Below are 20,116 nucleotides of genomic sequence, written 5' to 3'. Positions count from 1 at the left end.
CTCCTGAAGGAGGGGGCTTTCAGCCGCACTGACTGAGGGCCGCCGTTACCAGCACCAGCCAACGACACACGTGTGGAGGTGAACGAAGTTGGCTACGTACCGCGTAGGACGGAAGACCGACCAAGCTGTGCTTCCTCAGCAGCTTGCTCTCGAATTCGAGTCAGCAGACACCCCCCGGATCGGGGACGAAACGGGACTCGAACGCCGTAAGGCACCCGGCGCGGTACATGTGCGAGGGGAGATGCCCGACGCTTCACCTGGCGTCGGGCACGTCACCCCCAACCACCAGGTTGGGGAGAAGGCCCGTGAGGGCCACCCTGTCGTGTTCGTCCTGGACAAGCACGGCACACCGCTCCAACCCACCAGCCCCCCCAGAGCCCGCAAGCTCCTCCGCCAGGGCCGGGCCGTCGTTGCCCGGCACACTCCATTCGTAATCCGGCTCAAAGACCGTACAGTCTGCGCATCGCAGGTGGACGGTGTGGAACTCGGCATCGACCCCGGCTCGAAGCGCACCGGTATCGCGGTCTTCACCGCGAAGGATGGTGAGCGCCGTGGCCTGTACGCGGTCGAACTCGCCCACCGGGGCAGCGTGATCCGGGACAAGCTGACCGCTCGTGCCGCCTACCGGCGTGGCAGGCGCAGCCGCAACCTGCGCTACCGCGCGCCCCGCTTCTCCAACCGGGCCCGTCCACAGGGCTGGCTCGCCCCGTCGCTGCGTCACCGCGTGGACACGACCATGTCGTGGACCGACCGGCTCGCGCGCTGGGCACCCATCCGAGCGGTGCATATGGAGCGGGTCGCGTTCGACACCCACGCCATGTCCAACGGCGGACCGCTGGAAGGGGCCGAATACCAGCACGGCACCCTGCACGGCACAGAAGTCCGCGAATACCTCCTCGCCAAGTGGAGGAGGTCCTGCGCCTACTGCGGCATCACCGGAGTGCCCCTCAACATCGACCACATCCATCCCCGCTCACGCGGCGGCAGCAACCGCATTTCAAACCTGTGCACCGCCTGCATCCCGTGCAACGAGAAGAAGTCCAATCAGCCCGTCGAAGACTTCCTCAGCCAATCGCCGCGCCAGCTGGCCCGCATCCTTGCCCAGGCAAAAGCCCCACTCCGCGACGCGGCAGCCGTCAATGCCACCCGCTGGGTACTCTGGCACGCCCTTGATACCGCGTTCCCCAACGTGCGCACGGCGTCCGGTGGCCGCACGAAGTGGAACCGGATGCGGACCGGTACCCCGAAGACCCACACCCTCGACGCCCTGTGCGTCGGCGAACTCGACACCATCACCCGTACCCCGGCCCGCGTCCTCGCGGTCACCGCGACCGGGCGCGGCACTTACGCCCGCACACGCACCGACAAGTACGGCTTCCCCCGCCTACGGCTGCCCAGGCAGAAACAGTTCTTCGGCTACCAGACCGGCGATGTGGCTAGCGCAGTCGTACGTACCGGCAAGAAGGCCGGTACCCACGTCGGCCGGGTCGCCGTCCGCGCCACCGGCCGCTTCAACATCAAAACCCCACACGGCCTCATCCAGGGCATCGGACACAAACACTTCCGGCTCCTCCAACGGGCCGACGGCTACGCCTACACCGCCCGACCCGAAGGCCCCACCGTTGCCATCTGACCGCCATCGGCAGAGCGAGGAGACCTCCGGCGCTCCGCGCCTCCGGCCCAAGGGTTCGTTTCCTCCCCCAGCTAAAGCAGGGGGTATCCACGAAAGAAGTCCGATGACACTGCGCCGCGGCCGCCGTCTGGCCATCGATGTCGGTGACGCCCGGATCGGGGTCGCCTCGTGCGACCCCGATGGGGTGTTGGCCACACCGGTGGAAACAGTTCCGGGCCGGGACATCCCCTTCGCCCACCGGCGGCTGCGGCAGCTCGTCGCGGAGTACGAGCCCATCGAGGTGGTGGTCGGTCTGCCCCGCTCGCTCAGCGGGCGGGAAGGGCCGGCCGCGGCCAAGTGCCGGGCCTTCGCCACGGAACTCGCCAAGGGCATCAAGCCCGTGACGGTCCGTCTGGTGGACGAGCGGATGACCACGGTCACCGCCGCCCAGGGCCTGCGGGCCTCGGGGAAGAACGCCAAGAAGAGCCGGTCCGTCATCGACCAGGCGGCCGCCGTGGTGATCCTGCAGAACGCTCTTGAGACCGAACGGGTATCAGGTAATCCGCCCGGTGAGTGCGTCGAAGTGGTTGTCTGATCGCGATACGGTAACGTTCCGCGCGATGTGACGGCATTCGAACAGCCGTCGCCCATCAGAAGAGGCGGAACCGTGTGTCGCGGCAGACGGAGTCGCGGCCAACGCCCTGCGGCGCGCTAGGGGATCGATGACTGAGTATGGCCGGGGCCCTGGCCCCGAACCGTGGCACCCCGAGGACCCGCAGTACGGGGACCAGGGGTGGACCGGGCACGAGGCCCAGCAGGGTCAGATGCCCTACGTCGGAGGCCCGCAGCAGTACCAGCAGGAGCCTCAGCCCCAGCAGGCCTACTACGCGCAGCAGCAGGGCCAGTACCCCCAGGCCCAGCAGATGCCGTACCAGCAGCAGCAACAGCAGGTGCCGTATCCCCAGCAGCCGCAGCAGCACCCGCAGCACCAGCAGTACCAGGACACGTACGGCGGCCAGGGCCAGGTCTGGGACACCGGCCAGGGCCAGTACGCCGCGGTGCCGCAGGCCGCCGACCCGTACGCGGGCGCGGATCCGTACGCGCAGCAGCAGGCGAGCGGCTACCCCGGCGAGGCCCCCGACCTCTACGGCACCCCCGAGGCCTTTCCGCCGCCGCGGCCGCCGGGCAGGAGGCACCTGCCGACCGAGGAACCGTGGAAGGAAGAAGAGGACGCCGCGGCCGACTCCTTCCTCGCGGGCGGCGGAGGCGGCGGAGGCGGTGACGACGGCGACGACGGCGACGGTGACGGCGGCGGGCGCGGCGGGCGCCGGTCCGGCCGCTCCGGCGGCAAGCCGAAAAAGCGCAGCGGCATGGCCTGCCTCATCGCGGCCGTGGTCATCATCGGCGTGGTCGGCGGTGGCGGCTACTACGGCTACAGCTATCTGAAGGACAAGTTCTCCGCGGCCGAGGACTACACCGGCGCCGGCATCGACGTGACCGTCGAGGTGGAGATCCCCAAGGGCGCGGGCCTGGGCCAGATGGGCCGCATCCTCAAGCAAGCCGGCGTGGTCGCGAGCGCCCAGGCGTTCGTGGACGCCGCGAGCAGCGTCGAGGGCGGCAAGTCCATCCAGCCCGGCATCTATCCGCTCAAGAAGAAGATGTCGGCGGCCGCGGCGGTCGAGGTCATGACCGACCCCTCCAAGCTCCACGTGCTCACCGTCACCGAGGGCATGCGCAACACCACGGTCTACGACGCGATCGACAAGAAGCTCGAGAAGCCGGCCGGCACCACCAAGGACATCGCCTTCAAGCAGGCCAAGACCCTCGGCCTGCCGGCCTGGGCGAACAACGACCCGAAGATCATGGACCCCCTCGAGGGCTTCCTGTACCCGATGCGCTACGACCTGACCAAGGACAGCACCCCCGAGTCCCTGCTCAAGCAGATGGTCAAGAACGCGACGGACAAGTACACGGAGCACGGGGTCGAGGCCAAGGCCAAGGACCTGGGCCTGGACAACCCGCTCCAGGTGATCACGGTCGCCAGCCTCGTCAACGCCGAGGGCAAGAACCACGACGACTTCCGGAAGATGGCGGAGGTGGTCTACAACCGCCTCAAGAAGACCAACGACATCACCAACCGGAAGCTCCAGTTCGACTCGACGTACAACTACGTCAAGGGCACGAGCGACATCAACTTCAACCTCAAGGAAGCCCAGGCGTTCGTCAACCCGTACAACACGCACAACGTGGCGGGACTGCCCCCGGGCCCGATCGGGAACCCCGGCCTCGAGGCGCTGACCGCTACGCTCGACCCGGACCACGGCGGCTGGATGTTCTTCGTGTCGGTCGACGGCGACAAGACGACCTTCACCAAGACCTACGAAGAGCACACCAAGCTCGCCAACGAGTTCCAGGAACGGCAGAAGCAGAAGAACGGCGGGTAGCAGGACATGTCACGGATACGGGCCGCGGTGCTGGGTTCGCCCATCGAACACTCCCTCTCACCGGTGCTGCACCGCGCCGCGTACCAGGAGCTCGGCCTCGGAGACCGGTCGTACGACCGCTTCGAGGTCGACGAGGCCGCGCTGCCCGGATTCATCGCACAGCTCGGCCCCGAGTGGGCCGGGCTGTCGCTGACCATGCCGCTCAAGCGGGCGATCATCCCGCTGCTCGACGAGATCAGCGACACGGCCGCCTCCGTGGAGACGGTCAACACCGTCGTCTTCACCGAAGACGGCCGCAAGACCGGGGACAACACCGACATCCCCGGCCTGCTCGCGGCACTGAGCGAGCAGGGCGTCGAGAAGGTGGAGTCCGCCGCCGTCCTCGGCGCGGGCGCCACCGCCTCGTCGGCGCTCGCCGCGCTCGCCCGGATCTGCACGGGCGCGGTGACCGCGTACGTACGCTCCGGGGCCCGGGCCGCGGAGATGCGCGCGTGGGGCGAGCGGCTCGGCGTGGACGTGCGCACGGCCGACTGGTCGCGGGCGGCCGAGGCGCTGGCCGCGCCCCTGGTCGTCGCCACCACCCCGGCCGGCGCCACGGACGAGCTGGCGGCCTCCGTGCCCTCGGCTCCGGGCACCCTCTTCGACGTGCTGTACGACCCCTGGCCCACGCCCTTGGCCGCGGCCTGGACGCACCGCGGCGGCAAGCTCCTCGGCGGCCTCGACCTCCTGGTCCACCAGGCGGTCCTCCAGGTCGAGCTGATGACCGGCTGTCCCACCGCCCCGCTCGCGGCCATGCGCGCGGCGGGCGAGGCGGCGCTGCGCGCCCGTCACTGAGCGGGACCGGAAACGCTTCCTAGATCCACATGTCGCCGCGGGCAGAGGTGCGCCGCCGTCCGATAGCTGGACCGGAGGGCGGTGTACCGGCCCGGACATGGGAGGATCGGGTGAAGGCGGGTCTGGGCCGCGCACCCGGTCGCGCCGTCGCTGAATCAGGCGCGAGCACAAGGAGCATCGTTGAGCAGGTTGCGTTGGCTGACGGCCGGGGAATCGCACGGCCCGGCTCTGGTAGCGACGCTGGAGGGGCTTCCCGCCGGCGTTCCGGTCACCACGGAGCTGGTGGCCGAGCACCTGGCCCGGCGCCGGCTCGGCTACGGCCGCGGTGCCCGGATGAAGTTCGAGCAGGACGAGATCACCTTCCTCGGTGGTGTCCGCCACGGTCTGTCGCAGGGTTCCCCGGTCGCGGTGATGATCGGGAACACCGAGTGGCCGAAGTGGGAGACGGTCATGTCGGCCGATCCGGTCGATCCCTCGCTGCTCAAGGAGACCGGTCGCAACGCGGCGCTCACGCGGCCCCGTCCGGGCCACGCCGACCTCGCGGGCATGCAGAAGTACGGCTTCTCGGAGGCGCGTCCGATCCTGGAGCGTGCCAGCGCCCGTGAGACCGCTGCCCGGGTGGCTCTGGGTGCGATCGCACGGTCCTTCATCAAGGAGGTCGCGGGCATCGAGATCGTCTCCCACGTCGTGGAGCTGGCGGCCGCCAAGGCCCCGTACGGCGTCTACCCGACCCCCGCCGACGTCGAGAAGCTCGACGCCGACCCGGTGCGCTGCCTCGACGCCGACGCGTCGAAGGCGATGGTCGCGGAGATCGACCAGGCCCACAAGGACGGCGACACCCTCGGCGGCGTCGTCGAGGTCCTCGCCTACGGGGTGCCCGTCGGCCTCGGCTCGCACGTGCACTGGGACCGCCGCCTCGACGCCCGCCTCGCGGCCGCGCTCATGGGCATCCAGGCCATCAAGGGCGTCGAGGTCGGCGACGGCTTCGACCTCGCCCGCGTGCCCGGCTCGCAGGCCCACGACGAGATCGTCAACACCCCCGAGGGCATCCGGCGCACCTCCGGCCGCTCCGGCGGTACCGAGGGCGGTCTGACCACTGGCGAACTGCTGCGCGTACGCGCCGCGATGAAGCCGATCGCGACCGTGCCGAAGGCCCTGGCGACCGTGGACGTCGTCACCGGCGAAGCCGCCGTCGCACACCACCAGCGCTCCGACGTCTGTGCCGTGCCCGCGGCGGGCATCGTCGCCGAGGCCATGGTCGCCCTGGTGCTGGCCGACGCCGTGGTGGAGAAGTTCGGCGGCGACTCCGTCCCCGAGACCCGCCGCAACGTCCGGTCCTACCTCGACAACCTGCAGATCCGGTGACGGGCGCCAGCGCGACCGGCCCCGTGGTGGTCCTCGTCGGCCCGATGGGGTCCGGCAAGTCGACCGTGGGCGAGCTGATCGCCCAGCGGCTCGGAGTCGCCTACCGGGACACCGACGCCGACATCGTCGCGGCGCAGGGCCGGGAGATCTCCGACATCTTCGTGGACGAGGGTGAACCGTTCTTCCGTGAGCTGGAGCGGGAGGCGGTCGCCGCCGCCGTCGCCGGACACGAGGGGGTCCTCGCCCTCGGCGGCGGCGCCGTCCTCGACGAGAAGACGCGCGAACTGCTGTCCGGGCTGCCCGTCGCCTACCTCTCGATGGACGTCGAGGAAGCCGTCAAGCGCGTGGGCCTCGGCGCCGCGCGCCCGCTGCTCGCCGTCAACCCGCGCCGTCAGTGGCGCGAGCTGATGGACGCCCGGCGCCCCCTGTACACCGAAGTCGCGCGCGTGGTGGTGGCCACCGACGCCCGCACCCCCGAAGAGGTCGCCCAGGCGGTCCTCGACGCTCTGGAGTTGAAGAACGCATGACAGACCAGGTGACGCGGATCCAGGTCGGCGCGAGCGCCGGACACGACGCGTACGAGGTGCTGGTCGGCCGGCAGCTGCTCGGCGAGCTCGGCTCACTGATCGGTACGAAGGCCCAGCGGGTCGCCGTCATCCACCCCGAGGCCCTCGCCTCGACCGGTGAGGCCCTGCGGGACGACCTCGCCGCGCAGGGGTACGAGGCCGTCGCCATTCAGGTGCCGAACGCCGAAGAGGCCAAGACGGCCGAGGTGATGGCGTACTGCTGGAAGGCGCTGGGCCAGTCCGGCTTCACCCGCAGCGACGTCATCGTCGGCGTCGGCGGGGGATCCACCACCGACCTCGCGGGCTTCGTCGCGGCCTCCTGGCTGCGCGGGGTGCGCTGGATCGCGGTCCCGACCACCATCCTGGCGATGGTGGACGCGGCCGTCGGCGGCAAGACCGGCATCAACACCGCCGAGGGCAAGAACCTCGTCGGCGCCTTCCACCCGCCGGCCGGCGTGCTCTGCGACCTGGCCGCGCTGGAGTCGCTGCCGGTCAACGACTACGTCAGCGGTCTCGCCGAGATCATCAAGGCCGGATTCATCTCCGACCCGGTGATCCTCGACCTGATCGAGGCGGACCCCGAGGCGGCGCGCACCCCGGCCGGCCCGCACACGGCCGAGCTGATCTGCCGCTCCATCCAGGTCAAGGCCGACGTGGTCTCCAGCGACCTCAAGGAGTCGGGCCTGCGGGAGATCCTCAACTACGGGCACACCCTCGCGCACGCCATCGAGAAGAACGAGCGCTACAAGTGGCGCCACGGTGCGGCCGTCTCGATCGGCATGGTCTTCGCCGCCGAACTGGGCCGGCTCGCGGGCCGGCTGGACGACGCGACGGCCGACCGGCACAAGGCCGTCCTCGCCTCGGTGGGGCTGCCGCTGACCTACCGCGGCGACCAGTGGCCCAAGCTGCTGGAGACCATGAAGCTCGACAAGAAGTCCCGGGGCGACCTGCTGCGCTTCATCGTCCTGGACGGGCTGGCGAAGCCGACCGTCCTGGAGGGTCCCGACCCGGCCGTCCTCGTGGCGGCCTTCGGCGAGGTCGCGGCCTGATCCGGCCGGGGCGGTGCGAACCGGCCCGATCGGTCCGACCGGTTAAGAACGGCCTGCACCGGTCTGAACCAGTTTGCGCAGTGCCACCGCGCGACCGTGTGACCCGCCGGGCCCCCGCGGTCATATAACGTTCTCGCATCAGTCGTGGTGGAACGAGACGGAGTGGCAGCGGATGCAGCAGGGCATGGGAGGCGGGGGCTGGGAGCCGCCGGGGAGTCAGCACCCGGCGTCGCCCCCGCAACCGCCGGTACCGCCCGTGGCGGGCTGGCCCGTGTCCGCCATGCCGTCCGGGCCCTCCGTGCCCCTGGCCGCGCCGGGTGCGCCGGACGGGTTCACCGGGCACGTCCCGCTGCCGCCCGCCGCTCCCGGCACCGGCGGCGCCACCCTCGCGGTCCTGCTGATCGGCCCCGCGGGTGCCGGCAAGACAACGGTGGCCCGCCACTGGGCCGGCACCCGGCCCGTCCCCACCGCGCACATAAGCCTGGACGACGTACGGGAATGGGTCTGCTCCGGCTTCGCGGATCCACAGTCCGGCTGGAACGACCACTCCGAGGCGCAGTACCGCCTCGCCCGCCGCACCTGCGGCTTCGCCGCCCGGAACTTCCTGGCCAACGGGATCTCCTGCATCCTCGACGACGCCGTGTTCCCGGACCGGCCGGTGGTGGGCCTCGGCGGCTGGAAGCGCCATGTGGGGCCCGCTCTGCTGCCGGTGGTCCTGCTGCCCGGCCTGGAGATCGTCCTGGAGCGCAACGCCGCCCGCTCCGGGAACCGGCGGCTCTCCGACGAGGAGGTCGCGCGCATCCACGGCCGGATGGCCGGCTGGTACGGATCCGGGCTGCCGATCATCGACAACTCCCACCTGGACGTCGAGGGGACCGCCCGCGCCCTGGACGAGACCCTGGCCCGCGTCATCTCGCAGCCGGCCTACTGAAAACCCCGCCCGCGGCGCCCGGGGTCCCCGGCCGGGCCCCGTACGGCTGCGCTCGCCGGGCCGGATGCGCGCCGCGCTCGTAGGCTCGGAAACATGTCAGACGTGTACGCGGCCCGCCGGGGCCTGCTTCGCGACCGCTGTGCGGCCGCCGGAAACGCCGCCGCACTCATCACGCGTCCGGCGAACGTCCGCTACCTCTCCGGGGCGTCGCCGCTGGGCGCCGTCCTGCTGGTCGGTCCGGGCGGCGAGGACATGCTGTTCTGCGCAGGGCCGCCCACCGGGGAGGCGGACGAGGGACGGCTCGACGAGAACCTACGGCTCTCCGTGCTGGCCGGCCCCGGCGCGGATCCCGCCGTCGCGGCGGCCGACGCGGCCTCCGCGGCCCGCGCCGAATCCCTCGCCGTCGAGGAACACCACCTCACCGTCGGCCGGCACCGCGCCCTGAGCTCGGTGGCACCGGGGCTGCGCCTGGCCGATCTGGGGACCGCCGTGGAACAGCAGCGCCTCGTCAAGGACGAGGAGGAGATCGCCTGCCTGCGGATCGCAGCCGAGATCGCCGACCAGGCCCTCGGTGAGCTGCTGGAATCGATCCTGGTGGGCCGCACCGAACGGCACCTGGCCCTGGAACTGGAACGCCGGCTCGTGGACCACGGGGCCGACGGCCCGGCCTTCCCGACCTCCGTCGGCACCGGCCCGCACTCCGGCCGCTCCCGGCACCGGCCCTCGGACCGGCGGGTCGAGGAGGGTGATTTCCTCTCCGTCTGCCTCGGCGCGAACTACCGGGGCTACCGCTGCGAGATCGGCCGCACCTTCGTGATCGGCACGACCCCCGCCGACTGGCAGATCGAGCTGTACGAACTCGTCTTCGCCGCCCAGCGGGCGGGCCGGGAGGCCCTGGTGCCCGGGGCCGCGTACCGCGACGTGGATCACGCGGCCCGCTCCGTCCTCGACTCCGCAGGTCACGGAGAGGCCCTCGCGGGATGGACCGGACACGGCGTCGGTCTCGAAATCGACGAGGACCCGCAGCTTGCACCTACGGCCATGGGTAAACTGGACGCTTGCGTGCCGGTCACCGTCGAACCGGGGGTTCACCTCCCTGGCCGGGGTGGTGTCCGGATCGATGACACGCTCGTCGTACGCCCCGAGGCGGACGGCGGTCCCGAGCTACTCACCATTACGACCAAGGAGCTGCTCGCGCTCTAGCCCGCGTCGCCGGGCTGGGCGCGCACCCGTGGTCTTCCAGTGCAGGAGATTCCCACACCGTGGCTTCCACGAACGACCTCAAGAACGGCATGGTGCTGAAGCTCGACGGGGGCCAGCTCTGGTCCGTCGTCGAGTTCCAGCACGTCAAGCCCGGCAAGGGCCCGGCCTTCGTGCGCACCAAGCTGAAGAGCGTCATGTCCGGCAAGGTCGTCGACAAGACGTTCAACGCCGGCACCAAGGTCGAGACGGCCACCATCGACCGCCGCGACATGCAGTTCTCCTACATGGACGGCGAGTACTTCGTCTTCATGGACATGGAGGACTTCGACCAGCTGATGGTCGACAAGAAGGCCGTCGGCGACGCCGCCAACTTCCTGATCGAGGGCTTCACCGCCTCCGTGGCCCGCCACGAGGGCGAGGTGCTCTACGTCGAGCTCCCGGCCGCCGTCGAACTGACCATCGAGCACACCGACCCGGGCGTCCAGGGCGACCGCTCGACCGGTGGCACCAAGCCGGCGACGCTGGAGACGGGCCACGAGATCCAGGTCCCGCTCTTCATCAACACCGGCGAGAAGATCAAGGTCGACACCCGCACCAGCGACTACCTCGGCCGGGTGAACAGCTAACCGTGGCTGCCCGGAGCAACGCGCGCAAGCGCGCTTTCCAGATCCTGTTCGAGGCCGACCAGCGCGGGGTCTCCGTGCGCGAGGTCCTCGCGGACTGGGTCCGCCACTCGCGGTCGGACACCGACCGCCAGCCCGCGGTGAACGAGTTCACCATGGAACTCGTCGAGGGGTACGCCGACAAGGTGGACCGCATCGACGATCTGATCGCCACCTACGCCGTGGACTGGGACCTCGACCGCATGCCGGTCGTCGACCGGAACATCGTGCGTCTCGGTGCCTACGAGCTGATCTGGGTCGACGGAACCCCGGACGCCGTGGCCATCGACGAGGCCGTACAGCTGGCCAAGGAGTTCTCCACGGACGAGTCGCCCTCGTTCGTGAACGGGCTGCTCGGCCGCTTCAAGGACCTCAAGCCGAAGCTGCGCCGCAGCGAGAGCTGACAGGCGCCGGTACGGCGAGAACGGAGGGCCCGCAGCGCAACCGCGCTGCGGGCCCTCCGTCGTATGCCCGGGATGCCCGGAGGCATGAAAAAACCGGTGGGTGCCGGGAGCGTTTCGGCTCCCGGCACCCACCGGTAAACGTTTCTGCTGAGGCTTGGGGGACTAGATGTCCTCGTGCGCCACCGCACGGCGCGCGTCCGCGTCCAGCACGCCCCAGCTGATGAGCTGCTCGGTCAGGACCGAGGGCGACTGGTCGTAGATGACGGCGAGCGTGCGCAGGTCGTCCTGGCGGATCGACAGCACCTTGCCGTTGTAGTCGCCGCGCTGGCTCTGGATGGTCGCCGCGTAACGCTGCAGCGGGCCGGCCTTCTCGGCGGGCACGTGGGCCAGGCGCTCCAGGTCCAGGCGCAGCTTCGGCGGCGGCTCGGCCGCTCCGCCGGGGGTCGTACCCGGCAGCAGTTCCTGCACGGGAACCCCGTAGAAGTCCGCCAGCTCGGCGAGACGCTGGACGGTCACGGCACGGTCTCCGCGCTCGTAAGAACCGACCACCACGGCCTTCCACCGGCCCTGGGACTTCTCCTCGACACCGTGGAGGGAAAGGCCCTGCTGGGTGCGGATGGCGCGGAGCTTGGCCCCGAGCTGTTTGGCGTATTCGCTGGACATAACGCTCCCGGACGCTGTGACGACATGACCACGTGCGGCTCCGCCGCGCGGCTGGTAACTCACTGTGAGGTTACGCAGCGTTACTTGGATGCGTCAAGCCGAATGGTCTCCAACGCCCACTTAAGAGGGGGCCTGGTCTGCCCCGATGCCAGGTCGCGGGAATCTCCCTGGTACCGTGGAACGCGTACATCCGACGTCCTTTAAGGTCCGTCCCGTGAGGCGGAGAAGGAGGTCCTTTTCATGGACACTCAGCACGATCAGCAGGATTCGGCTGCCGACGTCATGCGCCCGGTTCTCGAAGCGCAGGACATCGCCCGGGTTCTGACCCGCATCGCCCACGAAATCGTCGAACGCGCCAAGGGCGCCGACGACGTGGTGCTCCTCGGCATTCCCACCCGCGGCGTGTTCCTCGCCCGCCGGCTGGCCGCCAAGCTCGAAGAGATCACCGGTGCGAAGATCCCGGTCGGCTCCCTCGACATCACCATGTACCGCGACGACCTGCGGATGAAGCCGGCCCGGGCGATCGGCCGCACCGAGATTCCCGGCGACGACATCGACGGCCGCCTGGTCGTCCTCGTCGACGACGTTCTCTTCTCCGGCCGCACCATCCGCGCCGCCCTCGACGCCCTCGGCGACCTCGGCCGCCCCCGCGCGGTGCAGCTCGCGGTCCTCGTCGACCGCGGCCACCGCGAACTGCCGATCCGCGCCGACTACGTCGGCAAGAACCTCCCCACGTCGCTGCGCGAGAACGTCCAGGTCCAGGTCCAGGAGGAGGACGGCCGAGACGCCGTACTGCTCGGCCAGCGGACCGACCGGGCAGCCGGGCAGTAGCCGCCCGCGGACGGCCGGGCCCCTCGGGGTCCGTGCCGGAGCCTGCCCTGCCCGTACCCCCAGCCTGTCTGCCCTCCGGCTTCGCCCCACCACGGCTTTGCCGCACCACGGCTTTGAACTCACCACGGCTTTGACCTCACCACGGCTTTGACCTCACCACGGCTTTGACCTCACCGACTTACGGAGCACCCGGATGAAGCGCCACCTCATCTCGGCCGCCGATCTCACGCGCGACGACGCCGTCCTGATCCTCGATACCGCCGAGGAGATGGCCCGAGTCGCGGACCGGCCGATCAAGAAGCTGCCTACCCTGCGCGGCCGCACGATCTGCAACCTCTTCTTCGAGGACTCGACCCGGACCCGGATCTCCTTCGAGGCCGCCGAGAAGCGCCTCTCCGCCGATGTCATCAACTTCGCGGCCAAGGGCTCCAGCGTCTCCAAGGGCGAGTCCCTCAAGGACACCGCCCAGACCCTGGAGGCCATGGGCGTCGACGCGGTCGTCATCCGCCACCACGCCTCCGGCGCCCCCTACCGGCTCGCCACCTCCGGCTGGATCGACGCCCCGGTGATCAACGCCGGCGACGGCACCCACGAGCACCCCACCCAGGCCCTGCTCGACGCCTTCACCATGCGCCGCCGCCTGGTCGGCAGGGACGCCGGGCTCGGCAAGGACCTGAACGGACGCCGGATCACCATCGTCGGCGACGTCCTGCACAGCCGGGTCGCCCGCTCCAACGTCCACCTGCTGCACACCCTCGGCGCCCAGGTCACCCTGGTGGCCCCGCCCACCCTGGTGCCGGTCGGCGTCGAGGCCTGGCCGTGCGAGATCTCGTACAGCCTGGACGAGGTGCTGCCGAAGTCCGACGCCGTGATGATGCTGCGGGTGCAGCGCGAGCGGATGAACGCCGCCTTCTTCCCCACCGAGCGCGAGTACTCCCGCCGCTACGGCCTGGACGGCGCCAGGATGGCCCGCATGCCCGAGCACGCCATCGTGATGCACCCCGGCCCCATGGTCCGCGGCATGGAGATCACCGCCGAGGTCGCCGACTCCGACCGCTGCACGGTCATCGAGCAGGTCACCAACGGCGTCTCGATCCGCATGGCCGTCCTGTACCTGCTGCTCGGAGGCTCCGAGCCGGCCGTCACCACCACCAGCACGCCCCGCACCGAGGAGAGCAAGTAAAGATGAGCAAGATCCTTATCCGTGGCGCGAAGGTACTCGGTGGCGACGTCCAGGACGTCCTGATCGACGGCGAGACCATCGCCGCCGTGGGCACGGACCTCGACGCCGGCGACGCGACCGTCATCGAGGCCGCGGGCCAGGTCCTCCTCCCCGGCCTCGTCGACCTCCACACCCACCTGCGCGAGCCCGGCCGCGAGGACTCCGAGACCGTCCTCACCGGAACCCGCGCGGCCGCCTCCGGCGGCTACACCGCCGTCTTCGCGATGGCCAACACCTTCCCTGTCGCCGACACCGCCGGCGTCGTCGAGCAGGTGTGGCGCCTGGGCAAGGAGTCCGGCTACTGCGACGTGCAGCCCATCGGCGCCGTCACCGTCGGCCTGGAGGGCAAGCAGCTCTCCGAGCTGGGTGCCATGCACGAGTCCGCCGCCCGCGTCACCGTCTTCTCCGACGACGGCAAGTGCGTGGACGACGCCGTGATCATGCGCCGCGCCCTGGAGTACGTGAAGGCCTTCGGCGGCGTCGTCGCCCAGCACGCCCAGGAGCCCCGCCTCACCGAGGGCGCCCAGATGAACGAGGGCATCGTCTCCGCCGAGCTCGGCCTCGGCGGCTGGCCGGCCGTCGCCGAGGAATCGGTCATCGCCCGCGACGTCCTGCTCGCCGAGCACGTCGGCTCCCGCGTCCACATCTGCCACCTCTCCACCGCCGGCTCCGTCGAGATCATCCGCTGGGCCAAGTCCCGCGGCATCGACGTCACCGCCGAGGTCACCCCGCACCACCTGCTCCTCACCGACGAGCTCGTGCGCTCGTACAACCCGGTCTACAAGGTCAACCCGCCGCTTCGCACCGAGGCCGACGTGCTGGCCCTGCGCGAGGCGCTCGCCGACGGCACGATCGACATCGTCGCCACCGACCACGCCCCGCACCCGCACGAGGACAAGGACTGCGAGTGGGCCGCCGCCGCCATGGGCATGGTGGGCCTGGAGACCGCGCTCTCGGTCGTCCAGCAGACGATGGTGGAGACCGGACTGCTCGACTGGGCGGGCGTCGCCGAACGCATGTCCTTCGCTCCGGCGCGCATCGGCAGCCTCCCGAACCACGGACGCCCCGTCTCGGCAGGTGAACCCGCGAACCTGACCTTGGTCGATACCTCGTACCGTGGTGTCGTGGACCCCGCACACTTCGCCTCCCGCAGCCGCAACACGCCTTACGAGGGCCGTGAGCTGCCGGGGCGCGTCACTCACACCTTCCTGCGGGGCCGGGCAACGGTCGTGGACGGGACGCTGGCGTGACACCTGCAGTAATCCAACTGGCCGCCGAGGCGACACGGAAGTCGGCGGAGGTGACGGACTGGGGCGCCCGCATCGCGTGGGTGATCGGTCTGCTCGTCTTCATCGCCTTCGTGTACTGGCTGATGCGGCAGGGCTGGAAATGGCGCGGCACCTTGCAGAGCGATCTGCCGGAGCTGCCCGCCGCCCCCGGCGGCCTCCCCGAGCACCGGCTGGCCCTGACCGGCCGGTACCACGGGTCCACGACCGCCGGGCAGTGGCTCGACCGGATCGTCGCCCACGGACTGGGCGTCCGCAGCCGGGTCGAGCTCGCGCTCACCGACGCGGGCCTCGACGTGGTCCGTCCGGGTGCCACCGACTTCTTCGTACCGGCCGCGCAGCTGCGCGGCGCCCGCCTCGACAAGGGAATCGCGGGCAAGGTACTCACCGAGGGCGGTCTCCTCGTCGTCACATGGGCGCACGGCGACAGGCTGATCGACTCCGGATTCCGCTCCGACCGCGCGGCCGAACACGCCGCCTGGGTCGAAGCGATCAACCTCATGAACCACTCAATCACCACGACGGAAGGCGCCGAACGATGACGACCTCCACCAGGGGAGCAGCCAAAGCTCCCGCCGTACTCGTCCTGGAGGACGGTCGGATCTTCCGCGGCCGCGCCTACGGCGCTGTGGGGGAGACCTTCGGCGAGGCCGTGTTCTCCACCGGCATGACCGGCTACCAGGAGACCCTCACCGACCCGTCGTACCACCGACAGGTCGTCGTGATGACCGCCCCGCACGTGGGTAACACCGGCGTCAACGACGAGGACCCCGAGTCCTCCCGCATCTGGGTCGCCGGCTACGTCGTACGCGACCCCGCCCGCGTCCCCTCCAACTGGCGCTCGGTGCGCTCGCTGGACGAGGAGCTCGTCAAGCAGGGCGTCGTCGGGATCTCCGGCATCGACACCCGCGCCCTGACCCGCCACCTGCGCGAGCGCGGCGCCATGCGCGTCGGCATCTTCTCGGGCGAGGCCTGGGACGGCGTCCGCGACGCCGCCCTGCTGGCCCGCGTCAAGGAAGCCCCGCAGATGAAGGGCGCCGACCTCTCCGCCGAGGTCGCCACCAAGGAGGCGTACGTCGTTCCCGCGATCGGTGAGAAGAAGTTCACCGTGGCCGCCGTGGACCTCGGCATCAAGGGCATGACCCCGCACCGGATGGCCGAGCGCGGCATCGAGGTGCACGTGCTCCCCGCCACCGCCACCGTCGAGGACGTGTACGCGGTCGACCCCGACGGCGTGTTCTTCTCCAACGGCCCGGGCGACCCCGCCACCGCCGACCACGCGGTCTCCGTCATGCAGGGCGTCCTCGCCCGCAAGACCCCGCTCTTCGGCATCTGCTTCGGCAACCAGATCCTGGGCCGCGCGCTCGGCTTCGGCACCTACAAGCTGAAGTACGGCCACCGCGGCATCAACCAGCCGGTGCAGGACCGCACCACCGGCAAGGTCGAGATCACCGCGCACAACCACGGCTTCGCCGTGGACGCGCCCCTCGACAAGGTCTCCGAGACCCCCTACGGCCGCGCCGAGGTCTCCCACGTCTGCCTGAACGACAACGTCGTGGAAGGCCTCCAGCTGCTCGACCAGCCGGCCTTCTCCGTCCAGTACCACCCCGAAGCGGCCGCCGGCCCGCACGACGCCGCGTACCTCTTCGACCGCTTCACGTCTTTGATGAACACCGCCCAGATGGAGGCCGATCGTGCCTAAGCGCACCGATATCCAGTCCGTCCTGGTCATCGGCTCCGGCCCGATCGTCATCGGCCAGGCCGCCGAGTTCGACTACTCCGGGACCCAGGCCTGCCGCATCCTCAAGGCCGAGGGCCTGCGGGTGATCCTGGTGAACTCCAACCCCGCCACGATCATGACCGACCCGGAGATCGCCGACGCCACGTACGTCGAGCCGATCACCCCCGAGTTCGTCGAGAAGATCATCGCGAAGGAGCGCCCCGACGCGCTGCTCCCGACCCTCGGCGGCCAGACCGCGCTGAACACCGCCATCTCCATGCACGAGCAGGGTGTGCTGGAGAAGTACGGCGTCGAGCTCATCGGCGCCAACGTCGAGGCGATCAACAAGGGCGAGGACCGCGACCTCTTCAAGGGCGTCGTCGAAGCCGTCCGCGCCAAGATCGGCTACGGCGAGTCCGCCCGCTCGGTCATCTGCCACACGATGGACGACATCATCCAGGGCGTCGACACGCTGGGCGGCTACCCCGTCGTCGTGCGCCCCTCCTTCACCATGGGCGGCGCCGGCTCCGGCTTCGCCCACGACGAGGACGAGCTGCGCCGCATCGCCGGCCAGGGCCTGATGCTCTCCCCGACCACCGAGGTGCTCCTGGAGGAGTCCATCCTCGGCTGGAAGGAGTACGAGCTGGAGCTGATGCGCGACACCAAGGACAACGTCGTCGTCGTCTGCTCCATCGAGAACTTCGACCCGATGGGCGTCCACACCGGTGACTCGATCACCGTCGCCCCCGCCATGACGCTCACCGACCGCGAGTACCAGCGGCTGCGCGACATCGGCATCGCGATCATCCGCGAGGTCGGCGTCGACACCGGCGGCTGCAACATCCAGTTCGCGATCGACCCGGTCGACGGCCGCGTCATCGTCATCGAGATGAACCCGCGCGTCTCGCGCTCCTCGGCGCTCGCGTCGAAGGCCACCGGCTTCCCGATCGCCAAGATCGCCGCCAAGCTGGCCATCGGCTACACGCTCGACGAGGTCCCCAACGACATCACCGAGAAGACGCCGGCCTCCTTCGAGCCGTCCCTCGACTACGTCGTCGTCAAGGCCCCGCGCTTCGCCTTCGAGAAGTTCCCGCTCGCCGACGCCACCCTCACCACCACCATGAAGTCGGTGGGCGAGGCCATGGCCATCGGCCGCAACTTCACCGAGGCCCTGCAGAAGGCCCTGCGCTCGCTGGAGAAGAAGGGCTCGCAGTTCACCTTCGTCGGCCCCACCGGCGACAAGGAAGAGCTTCTCGCCACCGCGGTCCGCCCGACCGACGGCCGCATCAACACCGTCATGCAGGCCATCCGCGCCGGCGCCACCCAGGAAGAGGTCTTCGAGTACACGAAGATCGACCCCTGGTTCGTCGACCAGCTCTTCCTCATCAAGGAGATCGCGGACGAGCTGGCCGCCGCCGACAAGCTCCACCCCGAGCTGCTCGCGGAAGCCAAGCGCCACGGCTTCTCCGACTTCCAGATCGCCGAGATCCGCGGCCTGCGCGAGGACGTCGTCCGCGAGGTCCGCCACGCGCTCGGCGTCCGCCCGGTCTACAAGACGGTCGACACCTGCGCCGCCGAGTTCGCCGCGAAGACCCCGTACTTCTACTCGTCCTACGACGAGGAGTCCGAGGTCGCCCCGCGCGAGAAGCCCGCGGTCATCATCCTGGGCTCCGGCCCGAACCGCATCGGCCAGGGCATCGAGTTCGACTACTCCTGCGTCCACGCCTCCTTCGCCCTCAGCGACGCCGGCTACGAGACCGTGATGGTCAACTGCAACCCGGAGACCGTCTCCACCGACTACGACACCTCCGACCGCCTGTACTTCGAGCCGCTCACGCTCGAAGACGTGCTGGAGATCGTCCACGCGGAGTCCCTCGCGGGTCCCATCGCCGGTGTCATCGTCCAGCTCGGCGGCCAGACCCCCCTGGGCCTCGCCCAGGCCCTCAAGGACAACGGCGTCCCCGTCGTCGGCACCCCGCCGGAGGCCATCCACGCTGCCGAGGACCGCGGCGCCTTCGGCCAGGTCCTCGCCGAAGCCGGCCTGCCCGCCCCCAAGCACGGCACCGCCACCACCTTCGCCGGCGCCAAGGCCATCGCCGACGAGATCGGCTACCCCGTCCTCGTACGCCCCTCGTACGTGCTCGGCGGCCGCGGCATGGAGATCGTCTACGACGAGGACCGGCTGTCCTCGTACATCGCCGAGTCCACCGAGATCTCCCCGACCCGCCCCGTGCTGGTCGACCGGTTCCTCGACGACGCCATCGAGATCGACGTCGACGCCCTCTACGACGGCACCGAGCTCTACCTCGGCGGCGTCATGGAGCACATCGAGGAAGCCGGCATCCACTCGGGCGACTCGGCCTGCGCCCTGCCCCCGATCACCCTCGGCGGCTACGACATCAAGCGCCTGCGCGCCTCCACCGAGGCAATCGCCAAGGGCGTCGGCGTCCGCGGCCTGATCAACATCCAGTTCGCGATGGCGGGTGACATCCTCTACGTCCTGGAGGCCAACCCGCGCGCCTCCCGGACCGTCCCCTTCACCTCGAAGGCGACCGCCGTCCCGCTCGCGAAGGCCGCCGCCCGCATCTCGCTCGGCACCACCATCGCCGAGCTCCGCGAAGAGGGCATGCTCCCGAAGACCGGCGACGGCGGCACCCTGCCGCTCGACGCGCCGATCTCCGTCAAGGAGGCCGTCATGCCGTGGTCGCGCTTCCGCGACATCCACGGCCGCGGCGTCGACACCGTCCTCGGCCCGGAGATGCGCTCCACCGGCGAGGTCATGGGCATCGACTCCGTCTTCGGCACGGCGTACGCCAAGTCGCAGGCCGGCGCCTACGGCCCGCTGCCGACCAAGGGCCGCGCCTTCATCTCCGTCGCCAACCGCGACAAGCGCACGATGATCTTCCCGGCGCGCGAGCTCGTCGCCCACGGCTTCGAGCTGATGGCCACCTCCGGAACCGCCGAGGTCCTGCGCCGCAACGGCATCAACGCCACCGTCGTGCGCAAGCTCAGCGAGGGCGAGGGCCCGGACGGCGAGAAGACCATCGTCCAGCTCATCCACGACGGCCAGGTCGACCTGATCGTCAACACCCCGTACGGCACCGGTGGCCGCCTCGACGGCTACGAGATCCGTACGGCCGCCGTGGCGCGCGGCGTCCCGTGCCTCACGACGGTCCAGGCGCTCGCCGCGGCCGTCCAGGGCATCGACGCGCTCAACCGCGGCGACGTCGGCGTCTGCTCGCTCCAGGAGCACGCGGAGCGGCTGACGGCGGCCCGCGACTAGGTCCCGCCAGGATCGAGAAGCCCGCACGGCCCGTAGAGGGG

Annotated in this window: 18 protein-coding genes; 17 read left to right on the top strand and 1 reads right to left on the bottom strand. The window is 70.3% G+C overall.

Annotated features, from left to right (window positions below):
- Positions 1 to 241 precede the first annotated feature (241 nt).
- The 11 genes from iscB to nusB all read left to right on the top strand — a co-directional run bounded on the left by iscB (position 242) and on the right by nusB (position 11,070).
- Positions 242 to 1,633, top strand: a complete 1,392-nt coding sequence (gene iscB / locus AC6CKD_RS21375; RefSeq protein WP_498329039.1) for an RNA-guided endonuclease IscB — start codon at positions 242 to 244, stop codon at positions 1,631 to 1,633.
- A 103-nt stretch (positions 1,634 to 1,736) separates the two neighbouring features.
- The gene (gene ruvX, locus AC6CKD_RS21370) at positions 1,737 to 2,207 is read left to right on the top strand and encodes a Holliday junction resolvase RuvX (protein ID WP_243334308.1); all 471 of its coding nucleotides are present in this window, start codon (positions 1,737 to 1,739) and stop codon (positions 2,205 to 2,207) included.
- Between the two features lie 127 nt (positions 2,208 to 2,334).
- A complete protein-coding gene (gene mltG, locus AC6CKD_RS21365) occupies positions 2,335 to 4,056 on the top strand; it encodes an endolytic transglycosylase MltG (protein ID WP_498329038.1) in 1,722 nt (573 codons plus the stop codon).
- 6 nt (positions 4,057 to 4,062) lie between these two features.
- A complete protein-coding gene (locus AC6CKD_RS21360) occupies positions 4,063 to 4,890 on the top strand; it encodes a shikimate dehydrogenase (protein WP_498329037.1) in 828 nt (275 codons plus the stop codon).
- Positions 4,891 to 5,070: 180 nt separating this feature from the next.
- Positions 5,071 to 6,255, top strand: a complete 1,185-nt coding sequence (gene aroC, locus AC6CKD_RS21355) for a chorismate synthase (RefSeq protein ID WP_498329036.1) — start codon at positions 5,071 to 5,073, stop codon at positions 6,253 to 6,255.
- A 44-nt stretch (positions 6,256 to 6,299) separates the two neighbouring features.
- On the top strand, positions 6,300 to 6,782 hold the full coding sequence (locus tag AC6CKD_RS21350) for a shikimate kinase (RefSeq protein WP_498329338.1): 483 nt from the start codon (positions 6,300 to 6,302) through the stop codon (positions 6,780 to 6,782).
- Positions 6,779 to 7,870, top strand: coding sequence for a 3-dehydroquinate synthase (aroB, locus tag AC6CKD_RS21345; RefSeq protein WP_498329035.1), 1,092 nt, complete (start codon positions 6,779 to 6,781; stop codon positions 7,868 to 7,870). The genes AC6CKD_RS21350 and aroB overlap by 4 nt, the downstream gene beginning before the upstream one ends.
- Positions 7,871 to 8,042: 172 nt before the next feature.
- Complete coding sequence (locus AC6CKD_RS21340) at positions 8,043 to 8,801, top strand: AAA family ATPase (RefSeq protein ID WP_498329034.1); 759 nt, start codon at positions 8,043 to 8,045, stop codon at positions 8,799 to 8,801.
- Positions 8,802 to 8,894: 93 nt separating this feature from the next.
- Positions 8,895 to 10,004: a M24 family metallopeptidase gene (locus AC6CKD_RS21335; RefSeq protein WP_498329033.1), complete on the top strand. Its 1,110-nt coding sequence runs from the start codon at positions 8,895 to 8,897 to the stop codon at positions 10,002 to 10,004.
- Between the two features lie 59 nt (positions 10,005 to 10,063).
- A complete protein-coding gene (gene efp, locus AC6CKD_RS21330; RefSeq protein ID WP_243334327.1) occupies positions 10,064 to 10,630 on the top strand; it encodes an elongation factor P in 567 nt (188 codons plus the stop codon).
- Positions 10,631 to 10,632: 2 nt separating this feature from the next.
- Positions 10,633 to 11,070: a transcription antitermination factor NusB gene (gene nusB, locus AC6CKD_RS21325; protein ID WP_214948214.1), complete on the top strand. Its 438-nt coding sequence runs from the start codon at positions 10,633 to 10,635 to the stop codon at positions 11,068 to 11,070.
- A gap of 162 nt (positions 11,071 to 11,232) precedes the next feature.
- Here nusB and bldD read toward each other — a convergent pair whose 3' ends face one another.
- The gene (gene bldD, locus AC6CKD_RS21320; RefSeq protein WP_069929708.1) at positions 11,233 to 11,733 is read right to left on the bottom strand and encodes a transcriptional regulator BldD; all 501 of its coding nucleotides are present in this window, start codon (positions 11,731 to 11,733) and stop codon (positions 11,233 to 11,235) included.
- Between the two features lie 240 nt (positions 11,734 to 11,973).
- On the opposite strand from bldD, the gene pyrR reads away from it, so the two are divergent.
- From pyrR to carB, 6 genes are all read left to right on the top strand, one after another.
- Positions 11,974 to 12,564, top strand: coding sequence for a bifunctional pyr operon transcriptional regulator/uracil phosphoribosyltransferase PyrR (gene pyrR, locus AC6CKD_RS21315; protein WP_498329032.1), 591 nt, complete (start codon positions 11,974 to 11,976; stop codon positions 12,562 to 12,564).
- 193 nt (positions 12,565 to 12,757) lie between these two features.
- Positions 12,758 to 13,747, top strand: coding sequence for an aspartate carbamoyltransferase catalytic subunit (locus AC6CKD_RS21310; protein WP_498329031.1), 990 nt, complete (start codon positions 12,758 to 12,760; stop codon positions 13,745 to 13,747).
- A gap of 2 nt (positions 13,748 to 13,749) precedes the next feature.
- Entirely contained in the window at positions 13,750 to 15,036 is a 1,287-nt protein-coding gene (locus tag AC6CKD_RS21305; protein WP_399452857.1) for a dihydroorotase, read from the top strand.
- Complete coding sequence (locus AC6CKD_RS21300) at positions 15,033 to 15,614, top strand: PH-like domain-containing protein (protein WP_498329030.1); 582 nt, start codon at positions 15,033 to 15,035, stop codon at positions 15,612 to 15,614. Before AC6CKD_RS21305 ends, AC6CKD_RS21300 begins: the two co-directional genes overlap by 4 nt.
- Positions 15,611 to 16,774, top strand: coding sequence for a glutamine-hydrolyzing carbamoyl-phosphate synthase small subunit (gene carA / locus AC6CKD_RS21295; protein WP_498329029.1), 1,164 nt, complete (start codon positions 15,611 to 15,613; stop codon positions 16,772 to 16,774). The genes AC6CKD_RS21300 and carA overlap by 4 nt, the downstream gene beginning before the upstream one ends.
- The gene (gene carB, locus AC6CKD_RS21290; protein ID WP_498329028.1) at positions 16,767 to 20,075 is read left to right on the top strand and encodes a carbamoyl-phosphate synthase large subunit; all 3,309 of its coding nucleotides are present in this window, start codon (positions 16,767 to 16,769) and stop codon (positions 20,073 to 20,075) included. The genes carA and carB overlap by 8 nt, the downstream gene beginning before the upstream one ends.
- The last annotated feature ends 41 nt before the right edge of the window (positions 20,076 to 20,116 follow it).

Source organism: Streptomyces sp. GQ60 (assembly GCF_059758875.1).
This window is presented reverse-complemented; position numbering and strand designations above follow the sequence as displayed.

What these genes read in the sequence shown, in the direction of transcription:
- carA (WP_498329029.1), top strand. Translation starts at nt 15,611, where the DNA reads ATGACGACCTCCACCAGGGGAGCAGCCAAAGCTCCCGCCGTACTCGTC.
- aroB (WP_498329035.1), top strand. Translation starts at nt 6,779, where the DNA reads ATGACAGACCAGGTGACGCGGATCCAGGTCGGCGCGAGCGCCGGACAC.
- bldD (WP_069929708.1), bottom strand. Translation starts at nt 11,733, where the DNA reads ATGTCCAGCGAATACGCCAAACAGCTCGGGGCCAAGCTCCGCGCCATC.
- pyrR (WP_498329032.1), top strand. Translation starts at nt 11,974, where the DNA reads ATGGACACTCAGCACGATCAGCAGGATTCGGCTGCCGACGTCATGCGC.
- AC6CKD_RS21310 (WP_498329031.1), top strand. Translation starts at nt 12,758, where the DNA reads ATGAAGCGCCACCTCATCTCGGCCGCCGATCTCACGCGCGACGACGCC.
- mltG (WP_498329038.1), top strand. Translation starts at nt 2,335, where the DNA reads ATGACTGAGTATGGCCGGGGCCCTGGCCCCGAACCGTGGCACCCCGAG.
- AC6CKD_RS21340 (WP_498329034.1), top strand. Translation starts at nt 8,043, where the DNA reads ATGCAGCAGGGCATGGGAGGCGGGGGCTGGGAGCCGCCGGGGAGTCAG.
- AC6CKD_RS21350 (WP_498329338.1), top strand. Translation starts at nt 6,300, where the DNA reads ATGGGGTCCGGCAAGTCGACCGTGGGCGAGCTGATCGCCCAGCGGCTC.
- iscB (WP_498329039.1), top strand. Translation starts at nt 242, where the DNA reads ATGCCCGACGCTTCACCTGGCGTCGGGCACGTCACCCCCAACCACCAG.
- AC6CKD_RS21305 (WP_399452857.1), top strand. Translation starts at nt 13,750, where the DNA reads ATGAGCAAGATCCTTATCCGTGGCGCGAAGGTACTCGGTGGCGACGTC.
- ruvX (WP_243334308.1), top strand. Translation starts at nt 1,737, where the DNA reads ATGACACTGCGCCGCGGCCGCCGTCTGGCCATCGATGTCGGTGACGCC.
- AC6CKD_RS21360 (WP_498329037.1), top strand. Translation starts at nt 4,063, where the DNA reads ATGTCACGGATACGGGCCGCGGTGCTGGGTTCGCCCATCGAACACTCC.
- AC6CKD_RS21335 (WP_498329033.1), top strand. Translation starts at nt 8,895, where the DNA reads ATGTCAGACGTGTACGCGGCCCGCCGGGGCCTGCTTCGCGACCGCTGT.